The sequence below is a fragment of the Ruficoccus sp. ZRK36 genome (assembly GCF_019603315.1).
Lineage (GTDB): Bacteria > Verrucomicrobiota > Verrucomicrobiia > Opitutales > Cerasicoccaceae > Ruficoccus.
Genome location: NZ_CP080649.1, coordinates 3106697 through 3132385 on the forward strand (window position 1 = coordinate 3106697; position 25689 = coordinate 3132385).

Here is a 25689-nt window from a genome sequence, read left to right on the forward strand (position 1 = left end):
GGAGGCGTGGGGATTCACTCCTGCTTAAAGCCCGAAGTATCTCGCGGCACTCTCGCGATCAGCACCGATCTGCGCCTTAAGCTCATCCAGACCGTTGAATTTCTTCTCCGGACGTAAGAACTCCAGCCACTGGACGGTCAACCGGGTGCCATTGCCCCACTCGACGGGCTGGAGCATATGCGCCTCCAGCAGGGGTTGAGCGGGCTCCTTATCGACCGTCGGTCGCTGCCCGTAGTTAGCCACACCCGGTATCCATGCGCTGGATACATCCTCGCGCACACGGACGGCATACACCCCATAATGAGGGGCCAGCTCGGGCTCCCAGGCCATGTTTAAAGTCGGAAAGCCCAACGTCCTGCCCAGCTGACGTCCGGGGATGACCTCGCCGTAGCTGGTATAGGGATAGCCCAGCAATGCCCGGGCCTGTCGCATGTCGCCCTCCTCCAGGCAGACGCGGATGCGTGTGCTGGATATGGGCTCACCGTCTACCCGCAAGCGCTCAGCACTGAAGACGTGCATACCGAGCTTGCGGCAACCCTCGATCAAGGTCTCAATCGTGCCGGTTCGCCCTTTACCGTAGCGGAAGTTTTCGCCCACGTAGAGGGCCTCGAGCGTGGGTAGTTTCTGTTTGAGATAGGCCGGAAAATCCTCCGCCTCGATAGCGGCAAACTCCGATGTGAACGGCTGGACGATCACGCTCTCGATACCGCGCTTATGCAGGTACTCCGCCTTTTGGTCCAGCGGCATGAAAAGCTTTGTCGCCTGATCGGCCTTACGAAAGAGGCGGCTCGGGTGCGGCCAGAAAGTCAACACCCCGGATACACCACCGCATGCGGTGGCCGAGCTGACACAGGCCTCGATCACTGACTGGTGCCCCAGGTGCACGCCGTCGAACATGCCGATAGCCAGATGCAGCGGGCGGTCCGACAGATTCGGGTTATCAAGTGATGCGTAGGCCATCAGCGCAACAATGGGGGGGACGTTTAACAAGCGAGACGCTCAGTTACTTAGCCCGAACATGCCGCGTAAACCAGCGAAAAATCACAGCACGTGGCTCGGCACAGCCTGATAAATCGGTATCAGACGGCGGCGAAACGCGGTCAGGGACATCTCTTCCAGCTCTTCCAGCGTCGCGGCATCCTCCACATGGAAATGCCCCACCGCAATACGGCGCAGCTCGGACAGATGCGCCCCACAGCCGATCTTTTGGCCGACATCGTGGGCCAGCGTACGCACGTAGGTGCCCTTCGAGCAGGCCATGCCGATCTCCGCGCACGGCTCCGTGTAGTCGAGCAGCTCGATCTCCGAGATACGGATAAAACGCGGGTCGCGCTTCACTTCCTTGCCCTTGCGGGCCAGCTTGTAGAGCGGTACACCGTCGATTTTCTTGGCCGAAAACATCGGCGGCAGCTGGTACTGGTCTCCGACAAAGGACTGCAAGACGGTATCGATCCCGGCAGCGTCCAGCCCATCGGGCAGCGGCTTGGTCTCGACGACCTCTCCGTCGCTGTCGTAGGTATTCGTCTCTTCCCCCAGCTTGATAGTCCCCTCGTAGGCCTTGTCGAGAGACATCAGGTACTGGGAGACTTTCGTCGCGCGGCCTATCAGCATAATGAGCAGGCCCGTGGCATTAGGGTCGAGCGTACCGGCGTGGCCGATGCGCTTCATCTTGAGCTTGCGGCGCAGACGGTCAACCACGTCGTGCGAGGTGGGGCCGCAGGGCTTGTCCACCAGCAGGACGCCTTCAAAGTCATTCTGTGTCGTCGGAGTCATGATTTGAGCAAACAATCATTCTCTCAAAGCCCTCCCCCTTGGCAAGGCTGAACTCCCCTCTTGTCCAATCCGGTCGCGACTCCTTTTTGAGGCCCGGTCCAGCTGTGTTTTTCTATAAAAAACATTCGCGCGCATCATTACATGGAATAATACCTGCAATCAGGCTTCTCATCGCCCTCTGAACCATCGCATTTATTGTACTTCGCAACAACGACTATGCTCCGAAAACACCACCTGCTGGGACTCTCACTGATACTTTCAGGCCTCGCCTCGGCCCATGCCGGCCAGAAGGTCGCCTACGTCAGTGTCGATGCCTCCGACAACAACAGCTACAACCTTTACGTGGCCGACCTGTCGGACCTTTCCAGCGCGACCCTCACCTACCAGTACCCCTCCAGTGTCGGCGAGGCCCCGGTCAACGTGCTGGGCTTTACCTATGGGAACAACGGCTTCTACGTCTCCTACGAATCCGGGTTCTACGACCACACGGTCCAGATCGACTATGTGACGATGGACGGGCAGTCCAGCTCCTTTGGGTCGATCGATTATTACGATCTGGAGGACTCAGCCAGCACGACTCTCGCCTACTCGGCTCTCACCCAGTCCGTCTACCTGCTGTTCAAGGATGAGCATGAACTCGAGGACGACGACTACCAGCTCTACCAGGTCAACAGCGGGGGCAGCTCCGTCATCGCGACCGAGAGCCTCCTGAGCGAGAGCTCGTTTTCCCTGGCGGCAACCGCTGATGGCAGCGGCATCGCCTGGATCATCACCGACGCCTTTGATTCTGCGGCCTACTACACCGACCTGAACACACAGGAAACCATCAACAACTTTGACCAGCTGGTCGGGATATCCGGTAACATCAATGTCGGCACCAACGGCGTCGCCTACATCAGCAGCACACCCGATGTAGAGTCCTGGGACGTGACGGATGCCGACACATCCCTCACCGAGGTGGATATCAGCTTCCTCGATGTGTACGACGGAGTTTCTGTCACCGAGTACAACGGGCTCATGTATGCCTCGGCAGACGGGACCCTCTACAGCTGGGACGCCAGCGATCCGGAGAACACCTTGACCACGTATGATTTCAGTGCCGTTGGTGGTCTGCCACTGGACTACGTGTTCGTCCCCGAGCCCGCGCACGTGGCGTTTCTCGGAGGGCTGTTTGCCAGCGGGCTGCTGCTGTACCGGGCACGTCGCTCCAGAGGCCAGCGCCGCAATACAGCCAAGACGACCCCCGCCGCCTAAAGGCCCATTTAGCTCGCCGGGGTATTGTCTATCGCGTCGAGATGCTCGGCGGCAGCCTTGAGGAGCAGGTCACACACCTCCTCCAGCGGACGGTGCTGGTTAAAGCCCGCCGCCGGAGCATGCCCGCCGCCCCCGAACTTCCGGGCCAGCCGGTCGAGCCGGTAGTTACGGGTTTTCGCCCGCAGGCTGCCTTTGACCTGATTCTCAAACTCCTGCACGAAGATGCCGATATCGACCCCGTCCAGATCGCGCGCATAGTCCACAAAGCCCTCGGCATCCTCATGGGCGGCGCCGGTCTCCTCAAAGTCCTTTTCACGCAGCGTACCGATGCAGATGCGCTCGCCGTGGACGAGCTTCAAAGTTCCCAGGAAACGCTGGAGCAGCTTGAGCTTGGCGAGGGGCTCACGCTCAAACAGCTCCCGTGCCACACCACCCGCCGAAGCCCCACAGGCGCAGAGCCGCGCGCACAGTTCAAATACCTGCCCGCTGGTCGTGGGGAAACGGAACTGGCCGGTGTCGGTCGAGATGCCGACGTAAAGTGCCTGCGCGGTCACCGCATCCACGGGCAGGTCGTGGTCGAAAAATAACCCTGTCAGCACCTCGGCAGTAGCCGCCGTGGAGGGCTCCACAAAGTTGTGCCGGGCGTAGTTCGGGTTAGAAACGTGATGGTCGATATTCGCGAAGGTTTCCGGGAATTTCTTCTCCAGCAGCATACCCACGCGGATCGGATCGGCGCAGTCCACATTGACCGACAGGTGCCCCTGCGGGTCGAAGTCCTTCGCCTGCGCCCAGGGCGTATCCGCGATAAACGCCTGCATCACGCGTGGTGCTTCATCGCGATTAACGGCGATCGCATCCACACCCTGTGTCCGCAGCACACGCGTCAGCGCCACCTGTGAGCCGATGCAGTCCCCGTCCGGCCGCAGGTGCCCGAGTACGGCCACGGGCTTACCGCGCAGCTCGGACAGCAGTTGGAGGAAAGATTCGGACAGGTGCGGAAAATACATCGGAACTGTCTTTAGCGGTAAAACACCTGCAAAGACAGGAAAAAGCGATAAGTGCCCCGAGGCGACGTGCTCTGAAAGCGGCCCTCAGCCCATTAACGACACGCGATAACAGCAACAGGGATTGCCACGACCGGCCCCACCGGATGCAGCAACCCCTGCCGGGATCCATGCCGATGCTCCCTCTCACAAGGAGCCGGCACTAGTAATGAATTGATCAGGAACGGCGACCGAACAGCTTCATCCGGCGACCGATAGCCAGGCACATGATACCAAGGCCAACCGCAAGCGCGCTCATCGTCGAGGGCTCAGGAATCGAAATATTCGAGTCTAGAGAGATGTCGTCCAGATAGATGGTGCCCGGGCTGTTCACCTTTGAGGCGAAGTTGATATTCTGGACCGTCGTCCCCGTACCGATGTTACCCGTACTGGCCAGGTCATCACCGATCAGTTCTCCGTTCAGATAGACGTCCATCATCTGTGAGGCCACTGACCCACCATCATAGTTAAGGGTGCTGTCAGAGTTGTTGAAAACGATGCTGATCGTATAGGCGGTATCCTGCTGATAGGTCCCGATCTGAGCACCCGGGCTGACATACTGACCACTCCCGACATAGAGAGTGCCATTCTGCATAAACAGTCCCCACAGCGTATTCCCATTACCGCCCCACGCATTACCACTGATGCGCATGAGCCAGTCCGAGGTGTCGCTGGAGGGATCATAGAAAGAGAAATTCATCTGGCCGGTCGTAGTCCCGGAAAAGCCCGTGGCCGAGGCCAGTCCCTGGCCAGTGCCATCGACCTGACTGAGCACGGCGTATTTGTTGGACTCGCTGGAGAAGTAGTGCCCGGTGTCGTTCTCGGCATCGAAGACAACTTCTCCCACCACCTTGGCCTCGCGCCATATTTCTTCGGAGCCGAGCGGTATTGCTGCGCCCGCCGTGTACTCCTCGAAATCATCAGAGAAGAAAGTCGCCGCCGACGCGGTTGTAGCAATGGCACTCATACCAATGAGGCCGAGAGGGAGCAATTTGCTGAGATAGTTCATCGTTGGATCCTTTTCTGGGGTTGGTGTGTATCGTTTGGGGTTACCAGTGCAGATCCTGCCTCAGGTTGCCTACACCCGGACCTATTAACCGGACGGAGGGCATCCCATCAAAGCTGGTCGATCTGCATGAATCCAACCATGCACCCAAACACACAAAAGATAAAGCTAGCGCCTACTCAAACAGATGAGTCAGCGCTTGGCAGTGACTTTGTCGGGCAGTGTTTTACCCTCGTTCCAGACGCCTTCGATGAGCGTACGCTGCACTTTGACGGGGATGCCCCGATCCCCGCGCATGACGAGGTTTGTCAGCTTGTCCACCGCGACTTCTCCGATATGGAAAGAGTCTTCGTACATCCCCGTCAGCTCGCTCTGCTCGCTATCGAGCACGGGGCAGGTGAGCGGAATATCTTCGGGGATGCGTATCCCCGCTTCGCGGGCGTATTTGAGAAAGGCGACGTCCCCGGTCATCACGACATCCGGTCGAGCCTTGCGCAGAAACGTTTTAAAGCCGCGCACAAAGCCCCACTTATAGTCAAAGATAAGGGGCTCAAGACCCATCTGATGCACGAAAGTCAGATACGCGCCACGAAAGCTGTGCCCCACGCGCTCATCATGTATGCTGGCAATACCGTACCCGATGCGCCGGTAGCCATAGTCATACATCTTCTCCAGCAGGCGGAGCGTGGAGCGAAACTGGGTGGCCGTCACCGTGTGGAACTCCGGCTTTTTGAGCGTATAGCCGAAGGTCACAACGGAGAAATCTTCCCAGGGGAAATCCAGCTCCATGTTTGGGTGCGGCATCGGGCACAGCAGGATGCCGTTGATGTTCCTCGCCTTGAGGATGGCTCCCATGCGCTGGGCAGAGACCTTTCGGGTATTAAAATTGTAGACATCCAGCTTGTAGCCGTACTGGTCGGCCCGTCGACAGGCCCCCTCATAATACTGCCGGTATGTGCTGATCTCTTTCCAGTCCGGCTTTAAGTCGTCGTTCTGCAGGTAGAGCCAGGCCAGCGTGCCGCGAAATGGCTGCTCCTGATTATTACTCCGGTATAAGGCCAGTGCCGAGAGCATGGGGTCGGGACGGTAGCCCATTTCCTCGGCCACCTTCAGGACACGCTCACGTGTCTTGGCCGGGATGCTCGGATGGTGCTTAAAGGCCAGTGAAACCGTGGCCGCGTGCACGCCTAAGCGCTCGGCAATGTCCTTCTGTGTAACCCGCTTGCTCACTGACTAGTCTGTATAAGTAAACGATTGGTTGCGGGCACAGTCAAGTTCCCAAAGATCACCCATATATCACATACGCAGTCTTTGATTTTTCTGCATTCACCGCCCATGCCAGCCCCCCAGCCGACAGCCCTACGCCACATCCACGTCTTGTTCAAAACGCACCTGGACATCGGGTTTACCGACAGCGCCCGGAACGTGCTGCAGACGTATCTCGATGTATTCATCCCGGCCTCTCTCGATCTGGCCGCGCGTATGCACGATGCCGGTAATGAGCGGTTCCGCTGGACCACCGGCTCCTGGCTGATCGAGCAAGCGCTGGAAAAATACAGCCCCCGGAAACGCGCCCAGCTTGAGGCAGCTATCGAGCGCGATGACATCTGCTGGCACGCCCTGCCCTTTACCACGCACACCGAGCTCATGGACGCCGCCTTGTTTCGGCACGGGCTGAGCATCAGCCAGAGGCTCGATCAGCGCTTTGGCAGAAAAACCATTGCCGGGAAAATGACAGATGTGCCCGGCCACACGATTGCCATGGTTCCCTACCTGGCCGAGGCCGGTGTCGAGCTTCTGCATATCGGCGTGAACCCAGGCTCACGCCCGCCCAAAGTCCCCAAGGCCTTTCGCTGGCGCTATGGCGACGACGAAGTCTGCATCGTCTATCAAACCAGTGACTACGGGGGCTTCTGCCAACCGGAAGGCAGCAGCGAGGCCATCTACTTTGCGCACACCGGCGACAATCTCGGCCCCTGTACCCAGCAGGATGTGGAGCAGACATTTGCCCGCCTGCGCAAGAAGTACCCGGAGGCCACGCTGAGCGCTGCGAACCTGTCAGACTACGCCGAGGCCCTCCGGCCAGCCGTACCGGGCCTGCCTGTGATCACGCAGGAGATCGGTGACACATGGATCCATGGCGTGGCAACCGACCCGGCAAAGACCGGGCTTTACCGGGAGCTCATCAAGTGGCGCTCCACTCTGCCTAAGCCGAAAAACGCAACAGAGCGCCAGGCACGCAAGGGCCTGGAAGATGCGCTGCTGCTCGTCCCCGAGCATACGTGGGGGCTCGATGTCAAAGTCGCCCTCGGGCACGAAGACAACTATGACCGCACCTTTATCACGCGGGACTTTCTGCGCAAGCGCAGCATCCCGCCCTACCAGCGTCTGGAGAAATCCTGGCAGGAACAGCGCTCCTATCTGACGCGCGCCATCAGCGCACTCAAGGGAACACCCGAGCACAAGCAGGCGCTCGCCCTCAAAGCCTCGCTCAAACCCAAGCGCAGCCGCAGCGGCAAATCGATCGACCCTGCCACCTACATTGATACGCCGTTCTTCGAGCTCGGCATCGACCCGATGACCGGGGCGCTCCACCGCGTGCATAGCCACAAAGATAATCGCACCTGGGCAGACAAGGAGCATCCCTGGTTTGAGCTCAGCTACGTCGTCTATGACCGTGAGGACTACGAAAACCGCTGGAAACGCTACAACCGTAACCACCGGACGCACCGCAGCTGGGTCGTCCCCGACTTTCTCAAGCCCGGCGTGGAAACCGCCGTCAGCCATCACCAGTGCTGGCTGCCCCGCCTCAAGGAAGCCAGCCTGCTCCCCGCGACCAAAACAAGCAGCCCACGCCTCTGCCTGAAGTTGAGCTTCCCCACGGAGCCGTGCCGACAGTTTGGCTGCCCACGCGAGGCCGAGGTGCTCATCAGCTGGGATGAGAAACGCCCACGGCTCCACGCCGAGGTGAAGTGGTTCGACAAGCAGGCCTGCCGCGTACCAGAGGCCATCTGGATGGCGCTGCGCCCCATATCGACACCAGGCGCAACATGGAGACTCCACAAGCTCGGTCAGCCGATCGACCCTCGCGACGTGATCCTCGATGGCGCACGGATGCTGCACGCCGCCGAGCTTTGCGAGTATCAAGACGAGCAGAGCAAGCTACGCATTGACCACCCGCACGCTCCGCTGGTTGCTCCCGGACTACCGCAGCTCGTGCGTTTTTCCAACCACCTGCCCGGCCCACGGGAAGGCGTCCATTTTAACCTCCTCAATAATACCTGGGGGACAAATTTCCCGCTCTGGTACGAGGAAGACGCACGCTTTGCCTTCAGTGTGGACTGGGAGGCCTAGCTCGTTACGGCTGAGCGCAGCAGCGCAGGCTCAGTCCTGATCTTCTTCGGCGTCGATCTCGTCGATGATCTTGAGCACCTCCGTACCCCGAGCGATTGAGTCATCCTCGATGAAACGCAGGCGCGGCAGGTATTTTAAGACGATGCGCTTGCTCATCTCCTGCCGGATCTCCCGATGGCGGGCGGCAAAGAACTTCTCCGCCAGGTACGATGTCCCCTCGTCCCCGAGGATCGAGTAGTAGACGCGCGCGCTGCGCAGGTCACTCGAGACGGCGACCTCCGTGATGGTGATATTCACCGCATCGCCCTGATAGCGGGTGTGCAGGATGTCGCTGATCTCGCGCTTGACCAGCTCGTTGACGCGTGTTCCCCGATTGGACATGACTGATAACTAAGGGTGACTGGAGTGGAAAAACGGCGCGGCTCCGCTGGAACCGCGCCGCCGGGAAAGGATACCCGTCGCAGAGTCTGCTAGCGCAGGCTCGGACGGAACTCGTGGATTTCGTAGCACTCGATGCGGTCGCCTTCCTTGTAGTCGTTGCAGCCGCTGATCTGGATACCACACTCGTAGCCGGCGCGCACCTCGGTGGCGTCGTCCTTGAAGCGTTTGAGGGTACCGATACGGCCCTCGTGGACGACCTCCTCCTTGCGCAGCAGGCGGGCGTGAGCGTCGCGCTTGATCATGCCCTCCGTCACCATACAACCGGCGACCTGGCCCTTGGCCAGCGGGAAGGTGGCGCGAACCTCGGCCATGCCGAGTTTGACTTCGCGGAACTCCGGATCGAGCAGCTCGGCCATGGCTTCTTCGACCGAGGTGATGAGCTCGTAAATGATGTTGTGCTGGATGATGCGCACGCCGTGGTGCTTGGCCAGTGCGGTGACACCGTTCTCCTGCTTGACGTTAAAACCGATCACGGCGGCCTCCGAAGAGTCGGCCAGGGTGACGTCATTCTTGGTGATCACACCAACACCGGTCTCGATGACCTCAAGCTTGACCTTGTCGCTTTCAATGGCGTTGAGGCAGTCAGCGAGAGCTTCGACACTGCCGTTCACGTCGCCCTTGATCACGACACGCAGCACCTTGGAGGACTGCTCGTCGATGGCGGCCAGGAGGCTGTCCAGATCGCTCGCACCCGAAGTAACAACCGGCGTGGCGTTGGCTTCGGCCTTGAGGGCCTGCTCGTTTTCTTCGGCCTCACGCTTGGCGGCCTTTTCGTTTTTGGCCACGGTGCAGACGGCTCCGGAAGTCGGCGTGCCCGACCAGCCCATGATGCGGACCGGAGTAGAGGGCGGCGCAGTCTTAATCGGCTTGCCGTGCTCGTTCATCATGGCGCGAACCTTACAGTAGTTCGGGCCAGAGACCAGAGCGTCGCCGACCTTGAGCGTGCCCTTCTGGATGATCACGGTAGCGGTCGGGCCTCTGCCCTGCTCTACCTGCGACTCCACGATGACCCCTTCGGCGTTGGCCTTGGGGTTGGCGCGCAGTTCGCTGACTTCGGCCTGGAGCAGAACGAGCTCCAGCAGCTCTTCGATGTTTGTTCCCTCCAGTGCAGAGACCGGAGTGCAAAGAGTTTCACCGCCCCAGTCTTCGGGCATGAGGTCGCGCTCCTGCATCTGCTGCTTGACGCGGTCGATGTTGGCTCCCTTGGCGTCCATCTTGTTGATGGCGACGATGATCTCGACATTCGCGTTGCGGGCGAACTTAAGAGCCTCGTCAGTCTGCGGCATAAAGCCGTCATCGGCTGCCACGACCAAAATAGCGATGTCGGTGACATTGGCACCACGCTCACGGATCTTGGAGAAGGCCGCGTGCCCCGGGGTGTCCAGGAAGGTGATCTTCTTCTCGTTGTGCGTGATCTGGTACGCACCGACGTGCTGGGTGATACCACCGGCCTCGCCAGAGACGACGTTGGCCTTGCGGATCTTGTCCAGCAGGCTGGTCTTACCGTGGTCAACGTGACCCAGTACACAGACAACCGCGGGGCGCTCCTCCATCAGGGCGGGATCGTCTTCGCGGGGCTTGTCCTTCTTTTTCTTGGGCTCGGGCTTGTCATCGCCGCGGTGGCGAATATCCAGCGTGAAGCCATGGCGCTCGGCAATTTGCTTGGCGTTGGCTTCCTCGATCGCCTGATTCATCGAGGCGAAAATACCCATCTCCATCAGTTCGGAAATGAGCTGGAAAGGTTTCTTGCCCAGAAGTACGGCGAAATCGCGCACGACGATGGGGGGCTTGACCTGGATGATCTTCTCACCCTCCTTCTCGATCACCTTACCGGCAGCAGGAGCCTGCTGGCCAGGCTGCTGAGGCTTGGGAACGGACGGCGGAATAATTGGGCTGTTCGTCGGGCGAACCGGAGCCGGGATCTTAACCGGAGGGGGCGTCGTCGAAGGCGCGGCACCGGCAGCGCCGGGTGCGGGCGGAGTGGACGGCGCAGCAGGTGTACGCGGCGGCACCGGTGAGGGTGCGGCACGGCCGGGAGCCGTCACGGGCGGCGCAGGCATCGGGCGGCGCGCACTGGGCATTGGCGGAGGCGGCGGAGACTTACGCTCGGGCATCGGCGGAGTGGCCGGGCCAGCCTTCGGGCCGGGGGTAACCATAGCCTCGCGCTGAGCCTGGCGGACGGCCGCGCGCTCTTCTTCACGCTTGTGGCGGGCCTCCTCGGCAGCGGCTTCCTTCTCGCGCTTCTCCTGCTCGATCTGAGCGGGCGTCTTCACGATGGCGGACGGGGGCAGCTTCGGAACAGCAGGACCAGGCGTGACTGCATCTGAGGCAGGAGCATCAGCGGGCTCGGAGGTCTTTTCGCTATCGGCGTCAGTGCCCTCCCCGCTAAATTCTTCGATGAGCGCCTGGGCGGAGATGTTATCAACCGTGCTCGAGGCGCTTTTCACCTCAAAACCACGATCGCGGAGGAGTTGCATAACCTCCTTGTTTTCCATGTTCAGCTCTTTGGAGAGCTCGTAAATGCGGACACTCATAAATTAGGTAGTCGTGTAATCAGTCGGGATTTTCTCAGGCCTGGGATTGGAGTTCGTTGACTTTGGCAATGATGCCAGCGGCTTGTTCCGGCGTAAAATCACCGGAATCGACAAGGTCGTCTGCGGTGACACCAGCGGCGATAACCTCGACCGAGTTGATGCCCATAGCGACGAGTTTTTCGGCCAGATCCTCGTCGATTCCCAGGGATTGGGCGAGGTTGGCACCGGCGCGTTCGGCGCGCTCTTCCAGCGTGGCGGCTTCGCGCTTTTCCTTACCGATATCGAGGCGCCAGCCCATCAGGCGGGAGGTCAGCTTGGCGTTCTGCCCGCGGCGGCCGATGGCCACGGCGAGGTCGTCCTCGCTCACCTCGAAGTAAATACGCTTGGCGATGGGGTCGATCTGCAGGTTCTTCGGGATGGCCGGCTTGATGGCCTCCTCTAGCATCTGCTGCGGATCTTGGAAGTAGCGGATGATGTCGATCTTTTCACCGCCGAGTTCACGCACGATGCTCTTGACGCGGGCGCCACGGGCACCGACGCAAGCGCCGACGGGGTCCACCTTCATGTCATTGCTGTGGACGCAGATCTTGGTACGGTAACCAGGCTCGCGGGCCATGCCCTCAAGCGTCACGGTACCATCGGCGATTTCCGTCACTTCGAGTTCGAAGAGACGGCGGACAAATTTAATGCTGGAGCGGCTGAGGATGAGCTCGGGGCCGCGGGGGGTGCTTTCGATCGCCAGCAGCAGGCAGCGGATGCGTTCGCCGGGGGCGTAGTCTTCACCGGGGACGCGCTCACGCGGCGGCAGGACAGCCTCGGCCTTACCGAGATCCACGATCAGGTCGCCCCGTTCACGGCGGCGGACCACACCGGTCACGATGTCACCAACCGAATCCTTGTAGTCGTCGTAAATGCGTTCTTTCTCGAACTGGCGCACGCGCTGCATGATAGCCTGGCGGGCGGTCTGGGCGGCAATACGCCCGAGGAAAGCCGGATCGATATCCTTACGAATAACGTCCCCCACCTTAGCATTTTTATCGTACAGGTGGGCCTTATCGAGGGGTATTTCGGTAGAAGGATCGCTAAAGGAGTCAACCACGTTGAGCAATGTCCACGCTTTGAGAGCACCGGTGCGCGGATCGATCTGCACTTCGAGCTCGGCGCCGGCATTGACGCCCTTCTGGGCGGCACCTTTGATGGCAGCCGCGATGGTGGCGATCATGTCCTCTCGGCTGATCCCCTTCTCCTTCTCCATGTATTCGAGAACAGACAGGATTTCGTTACTCATCGATATGTTATTAGAAAAAAAATAGCGGGTACATGCGACCCACTATCCTGAGGTATAGGATGGTTGGAAAAGTGGGACCTTGCCAGCCCCCGCAACCTTTGTCAAGCGAACGAATAGAACAAGCCCACTGGGTTGCCCCCGGAAGCACGGATGGGGCTTCTGCCCGTGCGTGACCGCACTAGACGTTGAGGGCTTCGCCCTACGCTCACTGCGTTCGCTACCCACCCCGCATAAAATAAGACGTAAGCGGAGCGCGTTTGAGCGTACGTGAACCGCCGTGGCCCCTACCACCGGGCGGCATCACAAAAAACATGGCCCCTAAAAAAGAGCCTGCGCTTGCCACGACGGGGTAAAGCAGGTGATGCTGGCCGGATGATCGGATTTCGCGAAGGCGGGGGCAGCCCGCTGCCCCGTACTCCGCTGAGCGTTGAGCTGGCGGATCGGGTCTTCGCGCCCGATGGCTGGCTGGCTGAGCAGCTCGGTCTGGAGCACCGCCCCCAGCAGGAGGCCATGGCCCAGGCTGTCTCACGTTCCATGGCCACGGACAGCCCGCTAGTCTTCGAGGCAGGCACCGGCGTCGGCAAGAGCCTCGCCTACCTTGTACCGGGCATCCTGCAGGCCGTAGCCGACAAGCGCCCCCTGATCGTCTCCTCGCACACCATCGCCCTCCAGCAGCAGCTCAAGAACCACGATATCCCGCTGGTGCGGCGGCTTTTCGACCAGGTGCCCCAGCTGGAGCCCTACCGGGGCTTCAAGGTCGCGCTCATGGTCGGGCGTGGCAACTACCTGTGCGGCCACCGTCTGGCCCGCGCTATTCAGACCCGCGGAGATCTATTTAATAAAGCCGAAGCCGAGGAACTGGAACGCATCTGCGAGTGGTCCACCCAGACCAAGACCGGGCTGCGCGAGGAGTTGACGCCCGCGCCCTCCCCCGAAGTCTGGGAATGGGTCAATGCCGACGGCTCCTCCTGCAACTCTAAAAACTGCACGCCGGATACCTGTTTTTACCGTAAGGCCATCGCCGAGCGTGCTCAGGCGCAGGTCGTCATCGTCAACCACAGCCTGCTCTTCAGCCTGATCAGCGCAGGGCTCTCCCCTGCCGGTGGCGCGCGGGGCGTGCTCTTCCCGGAGGACTTCCTCGTGCTCGACGAGGCGCACACCATCCCGGAGATCGCCACCAACCACTGCGGGCTCAATATCAGCTCCTACGCCATCGAGCGCGCCCTGAAGCTTCTTTACAACCCGAAGACCAAGAAAGGGCTGCTGTCAAAAATCGCCAAGCGCCCCGATCAGGAGCAGGTCGTGCGCGCCATCAGCGCGAGTGAGTCGTTCTTTAACGGCATCCGTCGCCAGTACCTGGAAAAGCGCGATGTGATGCGCCTGATGAAGCCTGACTGGACCGACCCGATCCTGCACCGCCCTCTGGGCACCGTCTCCGGTATACTCAAGCGCCTGCGCCAGGACATCACCGACGAGGGCACCCAGCAGGAGCTGGCCGACCACGCCACCCGCCTCGACGCCTACCTCAAGGGCATCACGCACTGCCTCTCTCTAGAAGAAGAGAGCGAAGTCTACTGGATGGAAAAAACCGGGCGCCGCCGCCAGATCGTCACCCTGCGCACCGCCCCTATCGACGTGGCCGAGTTTTTACAGGAGACGCTTTTCGAAAAAGATACCTCCGTCACCCTGGCCAGCGCCACCCTGACCAGCGGTCGTTCCATGGCCCCCTTTCTGCGGCGGGCCGGAGCCGAAGGCGAAGAAACGGGCATCGAGGCCTCGCCCTTCGACTACGAGAACAACGTCGAAATCTACATCGCCGAGGATGCGCCCGGCCCAGACCGCAGCTCCAACCGCCTCGATATCCACTACCTGGCCGACACCATCGGCTTTTGTACGCTCCAGAGCGAGGGCGGCACACTCGCACTCTTTACCAGCTACGCGGATCTTAACCGCGTGGCCCAGCAGCTCCAGCCCGTACTGGAAAAAGCCGGGCGTACCCTGCTCTCGCAGGGGATGGGCCTCTCTCGCTCCGAGCTGAAAAACCGCTTTATGGAAGCCGGGGACGCCCTCCTGCTCGGCACAGAGAGCTTCTGGACCGGGTTCGATGTGCCCGGCCCGGCGCTCTCGCAAGTGATCATCACACGCCTGCCCTTTGAGATACCGACTCACCCGGTGGCAGAGGCTCGCTCCGAGTGGATTCGCAAGCGCGGCGGCAACCCCTTCGCGGAGATGACCCTGCCCGACGCGGTGATCCAGTTCCGGCAGGGGATCGGGCGGCTCATCCGCAAGCAGGACGACACCGGCCGTATCGTCGTGCTGGACTCACGCATCCTTCACAAGGAGTACGGGCGGCACTTTATCGAAGTCCTCCCGAAGCGCCACTTCGCCCGATTCAACCAGCATGACCGCGAGGATGTATTTGTCATGTAAGCGTGGATACATATCTATTATTTGCACTCCCCTCACCTCTCTCTTCTCTCACCATGAAACATCTTTGCATCCAGCACTCCACCCGCTACGACTTTTCCCAGCCGGTACGGCTCGGGCCGCACACGCTGCTTATCCGGCCTCGCGCCGGGCACGATGTGCGCATCGAGAGCAGCATGCTCACCATCGACCCGGTGCCCTCGCAGATACTCTGGCAGAGGGACCTTTATAATAACTCGGTCGCGCGGGTGCTGTTCGCCGAGTCGGATACCCTGAGCCTGTCCATCAGCAGCGAGGTGACGCTCCAGCAGTTTGATATCGAGGCCTCCCCCCTGCCCATCGCCTCCAATGCCGAGGAGTGGCCCTTTAACTACCACTCCATCGAGCGGCTGGACCTGGTGTCTTTCCAGACCCCGGCCTTTTTCGGAGATCAAGTCCAGGTCGGCCAATGGGTGGACGGCATCCTGGCCGAGCAAGCCGACTGGCGCACGGAGGACCTGTTGGCCCGCCTCGCCTCAGAGACTGCCAACAATTTCCAGTACGCCATGCGCGAGGAGGAAGGTGTACAGAAACCTGCCCAAACCCTGTCCAAACGCGGGGGCTCCTGCCGGGATTTCGCCACGCTCTTTATCGAAGCCTGCCGCTACCTCGGGCTGGCCGCGCGCTTCGTCAGTGGCTACCTGAACGCCCCTGGCATGGCATACGCCGAAGGCTCCACCCATGCCTGGTCCGAGGTCTACCTCCCCGGACAGGGCTGGCGGGGCTTTGACAATACGAGCGGCCGCCTCTGCGGCCCCGATCATATCGCTACCGCCATTGCGCGCCACCCGGAGATGGTTCCACCCATCTCGGGCAGCTATACGGGACCCGGTGGCGTCAGCACGACCCTGTCCGTCAACGTCAACGTCAGCGAGCGCACCTGACCCACGCCAGGGCTGAAATAACAGCTCAACTCGCCTCCCGCGTCCCTCTGGGCACAGCCTTGAGAATCAGGGATTAGCTTTACTTTTGGCGGGTACACGAATACTTTTAGACGAATGTCCGGAAACTCCGACAACCCTCCATCCAAAGCCGCATCTGCGGTCGAATCCCCTGTCCTGATTTACGGTGCCACCGATCGCGGCCTCATGCGCAGCGAAAACGAAGATGCGCTGCTGGTCGATGCGAAGCGGGGATTTTTCGCCGTGGCCGACGGCTTGGGTGGCCTGCCCGAGGGGGCCATGGCCAGCGAGATTGCCATCGAGCTGCTCAGCAAGTGGGCCCAGCAGCACAAAGAGGGCGAGAGCGTGAGATTTCGTCCGGTTTTCGACCATATCAACGAAGCCGTTTACCAGCGTGGACGGGAGATCAGCGCGGACCTTGGCATAGGTACGACGTTGACCGCCGCCTATCTGCATGCCCGGCAGTTAACTATCGGCCATATCGGCGACACCGCGCTGGTGGTATTCAAAGCCGACGGTACGTGGGAGCAACTGACTCAGGACCATACCATGGCCCAGGAGATGCTCGACCAGCTCCAGCCCGGTGAGGATGCCTACATCCCCGACTACTTTAACCATACGCTGACACGCTGCCTCGGCCAGATGGGAGAGATCAAGACCGACATCATCGAGGCCATCCTTGAGCCCGGCGACCGCGTCCTGATCTTCAGTGATGGCGTGACCAAGACGCACAACATGGATGAAGTGCAGGAGCTTATCTTTTCGGTCTCACGGCCACAGACGTTTGTCAAAAGCCTGATCAAGACCGCTAACGAACGCGGCGGGCCGGATAACATCACCGCCATCGCCCTTTTTATTGAAAACACCTGATCATCTCTCGTCCATGAACATCGATCTGCTGCGTGAGCGCCTGGCCGCTGACCCTCACAATCCGCTTTTTCACTTCAGCCTCGGGCAGGCTCTTTCTCAGGATGCCCAGTGGTCCGAAGCCATCGAGCACCTGCAGTTCTGCAGCCAAAGCCGCGACGACTGGATGCTGCCTCGCATCATGCTGGGTAAGGCGCTGATCGAAACCGGTGAGCGTGAGGCCGCCGTCCCCTACCTGCAGGAAGGTCTGCGCCTGGCAGAGGTACAGCATCACGAAGACCCCGCCGATGAAGCCCGCAAACTGTTAGCGGAGCTTGGCGCAGAGGAAGCGTAAAGCGAGCGCCCGTAAAAAGGAACTTGGGTCTATACCCGCCATTCGCACCGACAGGCTCAGTGGTCGGAGCCGTGTTTTCGCTGGTCGTGCGTGGACGCTTTTCAAAAAGAGAGGCTCGGCGGAACCCCAACCGCCGAGCCATCATCTAGCTATCCCATGAGCCCAACTTGTAACACTCATTAAAATATGAGCACCATCCATGCCAGTGCTTGCCAAGTGCTGAAGAAAGCTCATATTTTAACGTCGCTCGCTCTTTAGGTATTTGCTCCTGCAATGATGGCTAAATTATATACGGAAAACCTGCACCTGCTGACTGTCGGTCTCACTGCCAAAGAACAAAGTGCTATCGCCCAGAGTCTGGAAGATTTCTCCGTCAAGGCCACCTACACGCAAACAGGGAGCTGGAAAGAAGCCGAAAGCATACTCAGTGAGCACGGCGGCGAGTTGGATGTCGTCCTGGCAACGGCCTCCTCTATCCCCGACAAAGGGAACTGGGAAAGCTGGCGCGAAGGCCTCTGCGCGGATAAAACCATCCCCGCGATCCTGCTTGACCGCGAACCCAGTCGCGAGCGGACGCAGGCAGCCTTTCAGGCCGGCTTCCAGGACTACATCGAAATCGACGCCGATGGCCGCTACCTGATCTACCTGCCCCATACGATTGTTCGCCTGATCGACCACTATCAGGCCAAGTGGGTTCGCAAATCTGCCGAGCGCGCACTGGAGCGTATCGCCGTCTCTATCACCGCCGCCTCCGGGACTGCGTTCTTCCGGGAGCTTACCCGGTACATTACCGAGACCCTCAATCTCGACTACGCGCTGATCGGTGAGTTCACGGGTGCCGAAAAAGATCACGTACGCACCCTATCCTTTTCCCGCCGCCAAAACTATTCGCCGAACTTCGAGTATCCGATCAAAGGCACCCCCTGCCTGAATGTGCGTGCCGGCGAGCCACTCATCGTTCAGGAAAAGGTGCAGGAGAGCTTTCCTGAAGACGCTCAACTGACCCAGCTTCAGGCCGAATCCTACATCGGCCTGCCTCTTTTCAGGCACGACCAGGGCGTTGAGGGGCTGCTCTGTGTACTTCACCGTAAACGGATCGAGAACCTAGACTTCGTCCTGCTCGCCCTGCGTGTTTTCGCCACGCGTGCCGAGATGGAGATCGAGCGCGAACGCTCACAGGAGGCGCTCCAGCGCCAGGCGCGCATTTTAGAGCAACTCGGCGAGGCCATCATCGGTGTCGATATTGACGGGAACATCAAGTTCTGGAACCGGCAGGCAGAGTCGCTCTTTGGCTACAATGCCCAGGAGGCTGTCGGCAGTTCGCTGGAGAAACTCCTACCCAAGCCCGAGGCAGGATTCGTTAATCAGCACTTTCTGGAGCCCTTACTCATCCACGGCAACCACGTCGTGGAAACACAGCTCAAGCACCGCGACGGGAACGTGTTCTATACTCACCTATCGCTCAGTCAGGAAAAGAACCAGCGCGGGGAAGTCGTCGGTGTCATTGCCTGCTGCCGCGACATCAGCGCGCGTATGCATGCCGAGCAGCAGCGCCAGGAAGCCCAGCAAAGACTGCAGTTCCACGTGCAGCGCACACCACTGGCCTTCATCGAGTGGGATCTGGACCGACGCATCACCTCCTGGAACCCCGCCGCCGAGCGCATCTTCGGCTACAGCGCCGATGAGATTGTCGGCCAGTCCTTCAGTTGGCTGGTACACGAGCACTTCCTCAGCTCTGGCAATGATATCTTTACCAAGCTGCTTTCCAACGCAGGCGGCTTCAGCAGCACAAACGAAAACGTAACCCGTGACGGACGTGTGATCACCTGCGAGTGGTACAACACACCCCTCATGAACGAACAGGGCAAAATCATCGGCATTGCCTCGCTCGTCAATGACATCACCGACCGCATCCGATACGAGGAAGAACTCAAAAAATCAAAGGAGGCTGCCGACGCCGCCAACCACAGCAAAGACGAATTTCTCGCAGTCATGAGCCACGAGATCCGTACTCCGATGAACTCCATCATCGGCTTTGCGGACCTGCTGCGCGAGCAGGCCATCGATGCCGACCAGCTCGAATCCATCGACATCATCAAGGCCAACGCCTACACCCTGCTTGAGCTGATCAACAACGTCCTCAACTACAGCCGCCTGGACTCCGGGCGCGTCGTCCTGGAGCACCGCGACACAGACATCCCGCTCCTGCTCAGCGAGGTCGAGGAAGCCATGGGAATCGAAGCCAGCCAGAAGGAACTTCAGCTCAGCTTTGAGATCGAGGAGCATACACCCTCTCTGGTCAAAACCGACTACCTGGAGCTGCGCCAGATCCTGCTCAACCTCATCGGCAATGCCATCAAGTTTACCGCACAGGGCTCGATCCGCGTCACCGTTTCGGCCAAGCCCTCCAATGAAAAATCGGGCCACTGGACCTATATCTTTGCCGTACGCGATACCGGCGTAGGTATCCCCCGCGACAAGCTCAGCACCCTTTTCAAAAGCTTCAGCCAGGTCGACTCCTCCTCCACCCGCAAGTACGGTGGCACCGGGCTGGGTCTGGCCATCTGCCGCAAGATCTGCCACCTGCTGGGCGGAGACATCTGGGCCGAGAGCCATGAGAATCGCGGCACGACATTCTACTTCACGATCGACGGTGAAGTCATCCAGCAGGATACCTCCCACCCGATGGCGACGGCGGACGATAATCCCACAAACCCGCTGCACATCCTGCTGGTCGAAGATGAAGTCCAGACCCGACAGCTGCTTCAGGAAATCCTGAAGCAGATGGGGCACCAGTGCGAGACGGCTTCCTCCGGCGAGGATGCTCTTGAGCTGCTCACCAACGACCGCTTCGACATTGTGTTTATGGATGTCGAGATGACAGGCATGGATGGTCTGGAGACCACCCGTACCATTCGTCGTGGCGATGCCGGTGAGGGAAATAAGGACACCTTTATCTGCGCCCTCACGGCCTACACCCACGGCGACGATAAGCAGGCCTGCCTCGACGCGGGTATGAACGAGCACCTCGGCAAACCCATCCTCACGAAAAACCTAAAGGCGGTCCTGGCCAAAGCGGGCCAGCAAAAGGTCTAGCTCACCGGCTTAGTGTGACCCGGATTCGCTAACGAGTGTCCGCTTAAAGAAGCTCACCATTTCCACAAGTGCGTCCTCGGTCTTGGTGGCCACATCGTGACCGCCATGTGAGTATATCTTGATCTCGGCCTCGCCCCCGGCATCCACCATCGTCTCGTACATGTCGAGCGATTGATACCAGGGAACGACCTTGTCGTCCGAGGCACAGAGAAAAAGCGTGGGAGCATCATCTTTGTCCACGTAGTGAATAGCGGATACGTTTTTCCAGTCCTCGCTGCCTGCAGAAAAAGGAACCCCTACCCACTCGCCGTTGGTCTGGACCTTAACGTCAACTCTCGGCTGCATGGCCACCTGACGCTCATCCTCGAAGCGCGCCACAAAATCAAATACACCTGCCCCACAGACGGCAGCCTGGATGCGACTGGAGAATTCATGATGACCGCCCTGCCCCTCGTATTCCGGCATTCCACCGGTTACTGCCAGCAGGGCCGTCAAGGTGCCGCCAGCGGAGTTTCCCACCGCACCGATCTTGTCGGGATCGATGGAATACTGGTCACTTATGCTGCGGATATAGCGGACTGCAGCCTTAACATCCGAAATTGTGTCCGGATAAGTGTGGTCGGGACGACCACGGTAGCAGATCTGGGCAACGGCCAGCCCGTTCTCAGCCAGGCGCTGCGTGATGTGCGCGTACCGCATTCCCTGAGCAGCTCGAAATCCACCACCCGGGATAACGACCACACAAGGCACCGGCTCATCCGTCTCCGCGGGCAGCGTCAGATAAATTTTTAGCTCTGGGTCTTCATCGGAAAAAGCAAGCGGCTCCAGGACGCGGACCTTGTCCGGCAACGGTGTTTCGGCATGGGCATCGACCAAGCTGGTAACCGCCAACAGCAAACATAAAAGTACGCATCGTCCCGGAATAAATTTCATAATATTATCCTGTCTACCTCGAATTCATGGCCAATACCACTGTCAGCTATGCCTGTTCACATGCCGCCTCCTGGCCCTCTTGCGTATCCACGCAGGAGACGCTGGAAGACAATCAAGTATCCACGGGCTCACAAATAGCTGTCAAGCCGGATACATGACCAACGCCACGGGCCCCATAAACGCGGCAAAGTGGACCCAAGCCCATGTACGCTTATTTAATCACCCCTCAGGTGACGAAAGCTGGCTCTCATCAAGGAGCAACAAAAGTGGTGCCCGGGGCGGGACTCGAACCCGCACGCCCTTGCGGGCAAGGGATTTTAAGTCCCCAGTGTCTACCATTCCACCACCCGGGCGGGGCGCGAAACGAAACGCACAGCACAGGGAATAATCTGCCCGAAGGCAAGTGCGCAAAAGCTCCTCATCGGCTGAAACTTGTCCTAAGCACGATGGAGATAAAATGTCCCAAACTGAGTCACCACCATAGTGCATGGAGAGAATAGAGATATTCTCGGCCCAAAAGTATGCTCGGGCAACATTTCAACATAACGAGTCACAATGGGATCGGCCATTAGTATGGTTAATGCATCGACAACCACCACAAATACGACATCCACGAAACACCACAAAATGAAAATGTAACACAAATCACTGATTTAAGCTTCCACTAGGCCGCAGAGATTATAATAGTATACTTTATATTAACAATCTAATCCCACATTTATATCCACACGAGGATATAATCCCTGAGTTTCAGCCCCCTCAACTATCAGTAGCTACCATGAAAAGATGCGCATGTTTTTTATTTATCTCATTCATTGCGCTAATCGCAAATGCATCTCAAATTATCTATACACACTTAGATAAAAGGCTAACACTGATGGAGATCGATTACGTCGGAGTGAGCCCAGAATATGGGATGTGGGATATAGGAACCAGAGAAGTTAACGAACCATACTATCCTGAATACAATAAACTAGGAGTTGAAGACGCTATCGCCGGCAATATAAAATACCGTCAAATATGGTGGTACAAACTAAATCAGGATATACCTGATAATGCCATCAACATCAGATTTTATTTTAACCGTTATAGCGTCTCAGAAATAGAGCATGCAGAAACTTCGGGCACACGAGAGATAACTGCTTCATGCATAAACATAGGCCCAGTTGAGTTCAGCATAAAAAGCAACAAGTCTAAATTTGAGCTCATTAAAGATGCATCTACCACCCTAATTGATTCAAGACCGCTATCCCCAGAGTATGCCGGAATAACACTCTGCTACAATACTGGTTTATTATACAATATTAGCATAGTAGAAAAGCAATGGATCGGTGTTGCATTTACTGTAGATGAAAGATTAACACCCGGCATTGATGACACCTGTAAGCTTGAGGTAAACTACTACAAATACCAAGGATCATCTTATCACCCCGTAATATACTATGACCTTCCAACAACAACAATTACGCCAACGAGCAAGCATATTGATAGCCACTCCGGGAGTTACACAATCGACGTAACATCTAACACATCCTGGACAGTAAGTGATGTACCACACTGGGCAAGTGCAGCATCAACACCAGGGGGCGGAAATGGTTCAATTACGATCACATATCGTTCAAATGAATCCACAAGCAGTCGTAGTGCAGTCATTAAAATTGGCGATAAAACGCATACGATTACACAAGCTGGAAAGGCACCTAGCACAAGCATAAGCCCCACAAGCATGACTATAGCTGCTTCGGGTGATGGATACCATATCATTGTAACCTCAAATGTAGATTGGGCCGTCAGGGGTCTCCCAGACTGGGCATTCGCGCAATTAGCCTCAGGCAGCGGTAACGGGCAAGTCTGGATTTCAGCCTACCCCAACAACTCAACCGATAGCCGCAGCGCTACGTTCACGATCGGAGGAAAAAGCCATACAATAACGCAGTCCGGCACCACACCTTCAACCAACATCACTCCAACAACAAAGAGTGTAGGCAACGGCGACGGCAGTTACACTCTCAGTGTAGCATCGAACACATCCTGGCAGGTAAGCGGATCGTACAATTGGGTTAGGGCAAACATAAACGCGGGAAGCGGAAACAGCAGCATTACAATCACTTACGACCCAAACAACTCAACCGATAGCCGCAGCGCTACGTTCACGATCGGAGGAAAAAGCCATACAATAACGCAGTCCGGAAAAGAAGAATCAAACCCCTTACTGTTCAAAGAAGACTTTAAAGACCTGAAATCGTGGACTACATGGGGGCATCCCTCACCTTATATAGATTACGAAATCGGAAATCCTGCCCCTAGTTTCTGCAATAATGGTGACAGCAGCTGGGATAGCGGGATCACCTCAATTGCAATATTTGATTATTCAACCGGATTAACCATAGAAGCGAATGCCTATCAAATTGAGTTTGATACTTGGGAAAGCTTTGTCTTTGGCCTATCAAGTGTGCCTTCTTACGGCAATAACGAAGGGGTAAAGCCATCTGTTTGGATACGCTCGAAGCATGACAACGGAGATATAACCCAGTGCGGTCTCTATTACAGCGCATCCGATACAGAGGTCTTCGAGACCTATGATGCCGATACGAGTTGGAGAATTTATCGCATCGTTATATTACCCGATAGAAGAGTTAAGTTTTATAAGGGTGATCAGATGATTTATTCCTCTACCCATACCCTTTCACTTGGCTTCAACCATATGCCACTGGTGGTCGGTGGACGAGCATCCTCTACCGTTTTAGTTGACAACATAGAAGTGTACTCAGGTGAGCCAAAATCAATTACGCCTACGCTAGGTATAGCGAATAAACGAACAAGCATCCCAATACCCATCCCACTGAAATGGTCAAAATTGTTTAAATGAGAATCGATAAGTAAGCAAAGCGCCTTCGGAGCTTACCGACAATTGCTGCCACAATCCTCATCGGCTGAAACTTGTCCAACGCCGAATGCTCTCTAGATATAGTACATGGGACCGGTTTCGGCGACCATGTCTGAGAGGGGGATGTTTTTCGTGCGCTCGGCGAAGGTGTCTCCGATCTCGGCCCAGATGCCCTGCACGGCCTGGCCGGACTGGCCGTTGGCGGAGACGGAGTTCTCCAGCATCTCGGCATCGACGATGCGGATGATGTCGTAGAGGGAAATCTCAGACGGTGCCTGCGCCAGCGCGTAGCCACCCTGCTTGCCACGGCGGCTGGTGATGAGCCCACCGTTACGCAGCTCGTTAAGGATCTGCACCAGATAGTTGGCCGGGATGTCCTCGGCCTGGGCCAGCTCCTCGATATGGGCGAGCTGCTGGTTACCATGAGAGCGGGCGAGCTGGGCCAGCACCCGGCAGGCGTATTCGACTTTGAGAGATATTTTCACGACAGAAACGAATACTTGGGCTGCTTACCCAACAAAGGCAAGACAGGAAAGCCCAAGCGCGATTCTCCCTAGCTAAAGGCTTGGCAAACGAGCGCAGATCGGGCACAACTGGACACGCTCTCACACGCAACTATGGAAGAGGAAATCACCCAAATCCAGGCCCACACCCAGTACCTGGTGCAGTTCCTGGTCGAAAACGCCTCGAAAATCGTCAGCGCCCTGATCATCCTGCTGCTGGGCTGGATATTCTCCGGCTGGCTCAAGGGCTTCCTGCTCAGACGCTTCGAGAAGCGCAACCTCGACCCTACCCTTTCCCGGTTCTTCGCCGGCAGCGCCCGGATCATCATCCTGGCCATCGGGACGACCTTCGCCGTGGCGAAGTTCTATAACATCGCGCCGCTCATCGCCGGTCTGGGTGCGATCGCCTTTGGCGCCACCCTGGCCATTCAGGGGCCGATCGCGAACTACGGGGCCGGGCTGGCCATCATCCTGACGCGCCCCTTTGTAGTGCACGACACGATCTTTGTGCAGGGCCAGTACGGCGTCGTCCACGAGGTCACCCTCGGCTATACCCAGCTCATCACCGAGGACAGCGAGATCATCACGATCCCGAACAAGCTCATCATGGGCGAGATTTTCACTAACTCCCAAACCCGTCGCATCGTCGAGGCGACCCTGAGCATACCCGCCAGTGTGGACGCTCAACGGGCCTGCACGGTGCTTAAAGAGGCGCTGCTCAGCGTCGAGGGCGTGACAAATGAGCCAGCGCCAATGGTGGGCATCGACGAGTTTCGCGAGGGCACGATCCGCCTCGGCTACCGGTACTGGCTACCGACCGAGCGGTACCACTCCCTGCGCTACACCGTGAATGGCGCGATTGATGCCGCATTCCGCGAATCGGCCATCCCCTTGGCAGTCACCCCCTACGAGGTGCACATGCGGGAGCCGGAGAAGCGCTCCTGAGCGCCTGTATCAGCCCGCCACGTCTTTTATACCGCTCCACTTCAGGGGTTCGCGAACCATTGA

Annotated in this window: 19 protein-coding genes and 1 tRNA gene; 9 read left to right on the forward strand and 11 right to left on the reverse strand. The window is 58.3% G+C overall.

What is annotated here, in order from left to right; translation table 11 throughout:
* Window positions 1-24 precede the first annotated feature (24 nt).
* Together ribF and truB are read right to left on the reverse strand one after the other, a co-directional pair.
* Window positions 25-960, reverse strand: coding sequence for a riboflavin biosynthesis protein RibF (gene ribF / locus K0V07_RS13670; RefSeq protein WP_220621946.1), 936 nt, complete (start codon window positions 958-960; stop codon window positions 25-27).
* A gap of 81 nt (window positions 961-1041) precedes the next feature.
* The gene (gene truB / locus K0V07_RS13675) at window positions 1042-1773 is read right to left on the reverse strand and encodes a tRNA pseudouridine(55) synthase TruB (protein ID WP_220621947.1); all 732 of its coding nucleotides are present in this window, start codon (window positions 1771-1773) and stop codon (window positions 1042-1044) included.
* A 216-nt stretch (window positions 1774-1989) separates the two neighbouring features.
* Between truB and K0V07_RS13680 the strand changes: the two genes are divergently transcribed.
* Window positions 1990-3027, forward strand: coding sequence for a hypothetical protein (locus K0V07_RS13680; RefSeq protein WP_220621948.1), 1038 nt, complete (start codon window positions 1990-1992; stop codon window positions 3025-3027).
* An 8-nt stretch (window positions 3028-3035) separates the two neighbouring features.
* On the opposite strand, the gene K0V07_RS13685 is transcribed toward K0V07_RS13680, so the two are convergent.
* The 3 genes from K0V07_RS13685 to K0V07_RS13695 all read right to left on the reverse strand — a co-directional run bounded on the left by K0V07_RS13685 (window position 3036) and on the right by K0V07_RS13695 (window position 6306).
* Entirely contained in the window at window positions 3036-4034 is a 999-nt protein-coding gene (locus K0V07_RS13685) for a DHH family phosphoesterase (protein WP_220621949.1), read from the reverse strand.
* Window positions 4035-4248: 214 nt separating this feature from the next.
* On the reverse strand, window positions 4249-5079 hold the full coding sequence (locus tag K0V07_RS13690) for a PEP-CTERM sorting domain-containing protein (protein WP_220621950.1): 831 nt from the start codon (window positions 5077-5079) through the stop codon (window positions 4249-4251).
* Window positions 5080-5268: 189 nt separating this feature from the next.
* On the reverse strand, window positions 5269-6306 hold the full coding sequence (locus K0V07_RS13695) for a LacI family DNA-binding transcriptional regulator (RefSeq protein WP_220621951.1): 1038 nt from the start codon (window positions 6304-6306) through the stop codon (window positions 5269-5271).
* Window positions 6307-6411: 105 nt separating this feature from the next.
* Between K0V07_RS13695 and K0V07_RS13700 the strand changes: the two genes are divergently transcribed.
* Complete coding sequence (locus K0V07_RS13700) at window positions 6412-8430, forward strand: DUF5054 domain-containing protein (RefSeq protein ID WP_220621952.1); 2019 nt, start codon at window positions 6412-6414, stop codon at window positions 8428-8430.
* A gap of 30 nt (window positions 8431-8460) precedes the next feature.
* Here K0V07_RS13700 and rbfA read toward each other — a convergent pair whose 3' ends face one another.
* The 3 genes from rbfA to nusA form a co-directional block, all read right to left on the reverse strand.
* A complete protein-coding gene (gene rbfA / locus K0V07_RS13705; RefSeq protein ID WP_220621953.1) occupies window positions 8461-8811 on the reverse strand; it encodes a 30S ribosome-binding factor RbfA in 351 nt (116 codons plus the stop codon).
* Between the two features lie 89 nt (window positions 8812-8900).
* Complete coding sequence (gene infB, locus K0V07_RS13710) at window positions 8901-11405, reverse strand: translation initiation factor IF-2 (protein ID WP_220621954.1); 2505 nt, start codon at window positions 11403-11405, stop codon at window positions 8901-8903.
* A 34-nt stretch (window positions 11406-11439) separates the two neighbouring features.
* Window positions 11440-12693, reverse strand: a complete 1254-nt coding sequence (gene nusA, locus K0V07_RS13715) for a transcription termination factor NusA (RefSeq protein ID WP_220621955.1) — start codon at window positions 12691-12693, stop codon at window positions 11440-11442.
* Window positions 12694-13065: 372 nt separating this feature from the next.
* Between nusA and K0V07_RS13720 the strand changes: the two genes are divergently transcribed.
* The 5 genes from K0V07_RS13720 to K0V07_RS13740 all read left to right on the forward strand — a co-directional run bounded on the left by K0V07_RS13720 (window position 13066) and on the right by K0V07_RS13740 (window position 20358).
* A complete protein-coding gene (locus K0V07_RS13720; protein ID WP_220621956.1) occupies window positions 13066-15123 on the forward strand; it encodes a helicase C-terminal domain-containing protein in 2058 nt (685 codons plus the stop codon).
* 53 nt (window positions 15124-15176) lie between these two features.
* Complete coding sequence (locus K0V07_RS13725) at window positions 15177-16043, forward strand: transglutaminase family protein (RefSeq protein ID WP_220621957.1); 867 nt, start codon at window positions 15177-15179, stop codon at window positions 16041-16043.
* Between the two features lie 114 nt (window positions 16044-16157).
* Window positions 16158-16931 (forward strand): PP2C family serine/threonine-protein phosphatase, encoded by a 774-nt coding sequence (locus tag K0V07_RS13730; RefSeq protein ID WP_220621958.1) that lies wholly within the window; start codon window positions 16158-16160, stop codon window positions 16929-16931.
* A 13-nt stretch (window positions 16932-16944) separates the two neighbouring features.
* The gene (locus K0V07_RS13735; RefSeq protein WP_220621959.1) at window positions 16945-17262 is read left to right on the forward strand and encodes a molecular chaperone DnaJ; all 318 of its coding nucleotides are present in this window, start codon (window positions 16945-16947) and stop codon (window positions 17260-17262) included.
* A gap of 273 nt (window positions 17263-17535) precedes the next feature.
* Window positions 17536-20358: a PAS domain S-box protein gene (locus K0V07_RS13740; protein WP_220621960.1), complete on the forward strand. Its 2823-nt coding sequence runs from the start codon at window positions 17536-17538 to the stop codon at window positions 20356-20358.
* A gap of 9 nt (window positions 20359-20367) precedes the next feature.
* Here K0V07_RS13740 and K0V07_RS13745 read toward each other — a convergent pair whose 3' ends face one another.
* Window positions 20368-21291, reverse strand: a complete 924-nt coding sequence (locus tag K0V07_RS13745) for an alpha/beta hydrolase (RefSeq protein WP_220621961.1) — start codon at window positions 21289-21291, stop codon at window positions 20368-20370.
* A 267-nt stretch (window positions 21292-21558) separates the two neighbouring features.
* Window positions 21559-21644 (reverse strand) — tRNA-Leu (locus tag K0V07_RS13750).
* 524 nt (window positions 21645-22168) lie between these two features.
* On the opposite strand from K0V07_RS13750, the gene K0V07_RS13755 reads away from it, so the two are divergent.
* Window positions 22169-24160, forward strand: coding sequence for a BACON domain-containing protein (locus K0V07_RS13755; RefSeq protein WP_220621962.1), 1992 nt, complete (start codon window positions 22169-22171; stop codon window positions 24158-24160).
* A gap of 92 nt (window positions 24161-24252) precedes the next feature.
* Here K0V07_RS13755 and K0V07_RS13760 read toward each other — a convergent pair whose 3' ends face one another.
* Window positions 24253-24663, reverse strand: a complete 411-nt coding sequence (locus K0V07_RS13760) for an Rrf2 family transcriptional regulator (RefSeq protein ID WP_220621963.1) — start codon at window positions 24661-24663, stop codon at window positions 24253-24255.
* Between the two features lie 132 nt (window positions 24664-24795).
* On the opposite strand from K0V07_RS13760, the gene K0V07_RS13765 reads away from it, so the two are divergent.
* Entirely contained in the window at window positions 24796-25626 is an 831-nt protein-coding gene (locus K0V07_RS13765; protein WP_220621964.1) for a mechanosensitive ion channel family protein, read from the forward strand.
* Window positions 25627-25689 lie beyond the last annotated feature (63 nt).

Excerpts from the sequence above, each read along its gene's own strand:
- infB (WP_220621954.1), bottom strand. The coding sequence starts at position 11,405 with ATGAGTGTCCGCATTTACGAGCTCTCCAAAGAGCTGAACATGGAAAAC.
- K0V07_RS13690 (WP_220621950.1), bottom strand. The coding sequence starts at position 5,079 with ATGAACTATCTCAGCAAATTGCTCCCTCTCGGCCTCATTGGTATGAGT.
- K0V07_RS13730 (WP_220621958.1), top strand. The coding sequence starts at position 16,158 with ATGTCCGGAAACTCCGACAACCCTCCATCCAAAGCCGCATCTGCGGTC.
- K0V07_RS13700 (WP_220621952.1), top strand. The coding sequence starts at position 6,412 with ATGCCAGCCCCCCAGCCGACAGCCCTACGCCACATCCACGTCTTGTTC.
- K0V07_RS13680 (WP_220621948.1), top strand. The coding sequence starts at position 1,990 with ATGCTCCGAAAACACCACCTGCTGGGACTCTCACTGATACTTTCAGGC.
- K0V07_RS13745 (WP_220621961.1), bottom strand. The coding sequence starts at position 21,291 with ATGAAATTTATTCCGGGACGATGCGTACTTTTATGTTTGCTGTTGGCG.
- K0V07_RS13735 (WP_220621959.1), top strand. The coding sequence starts at position 16,945 with ATGAACATCGATCTGCTGCGTGAGCGCCTGGCCGCTGACCCTCACAAT.
- rbfA (WP_220621953.1), bottom strand. The coding sequence starts at position 8,811 with ATGTCCAATCGGGGAACACGCGTCAACGAGCTGGTCAAGCGCGAGATC.
- K0V07_RS13720 (WP_220621956.1), top strand. The coding sequence starts at position 13,066 with ATGATCGGATTTCGCGAAGGCGGGGGCAGCCCGCTGCCCCGTACTCCG.
- K0V07_RS13725 (WP_220621957.1), top strand. The coding sequence starts at position 15,177 with ATGAAACATCTTTGCATCCAGCACTCCACCCGCTACGACTTTTCCCAG.
- ribF (WP_220621946.1), bottom strand. The coding sequence starts at position 960 with ATGGCCTACGCATCACTTGATAACCCGAATCTGTCGGACCGCCCGCTG.
- nusA (WP_220621955.1), bottom strand. The coding sequence starts at position 12,693 with ATGAGTAACGAAATCCTGTCTGTTCTCGAATACATGGAGAAGGAGAAG.
- K0V07_RS13755 (WP_220621962.1), top strand. The coding sequence starts at position 22,169 with ATGGAGATCGATTACGTCGGAGTGAGCCCAGAATATGGGATGTGGGAT.
- truB (WP_220621947.1), bottom strand. The coding sequence starts at position 1,773 with ATGACTCCGACGACACAGAATGACTTTGAAGGCGTCCTGCTGGTGGAC.
- K0V07_RS13685 (WP_220621949.1), bottom strand. The coding sequence starts at position 4,034 with ATGTATTTTCCGCACCTGTCCGAATCTTTCCTCCAACTGCTGTCCGAG.
- K0V07_RS13765 (WP_220621964.1), top strand. The coding sequence starts at position 24,796 with ATGGAAGAGGAAATCACCCAAATCCAGGCCCACACCCAGTACCTGGTG.
- K0V07_RS13740 (WP_220621960.1), top strand. The coding sequence starts at position 17,536 with ATGATGGCTAAATTATATACGGAAAACCTGCACCTGCTGACTGTCGGT.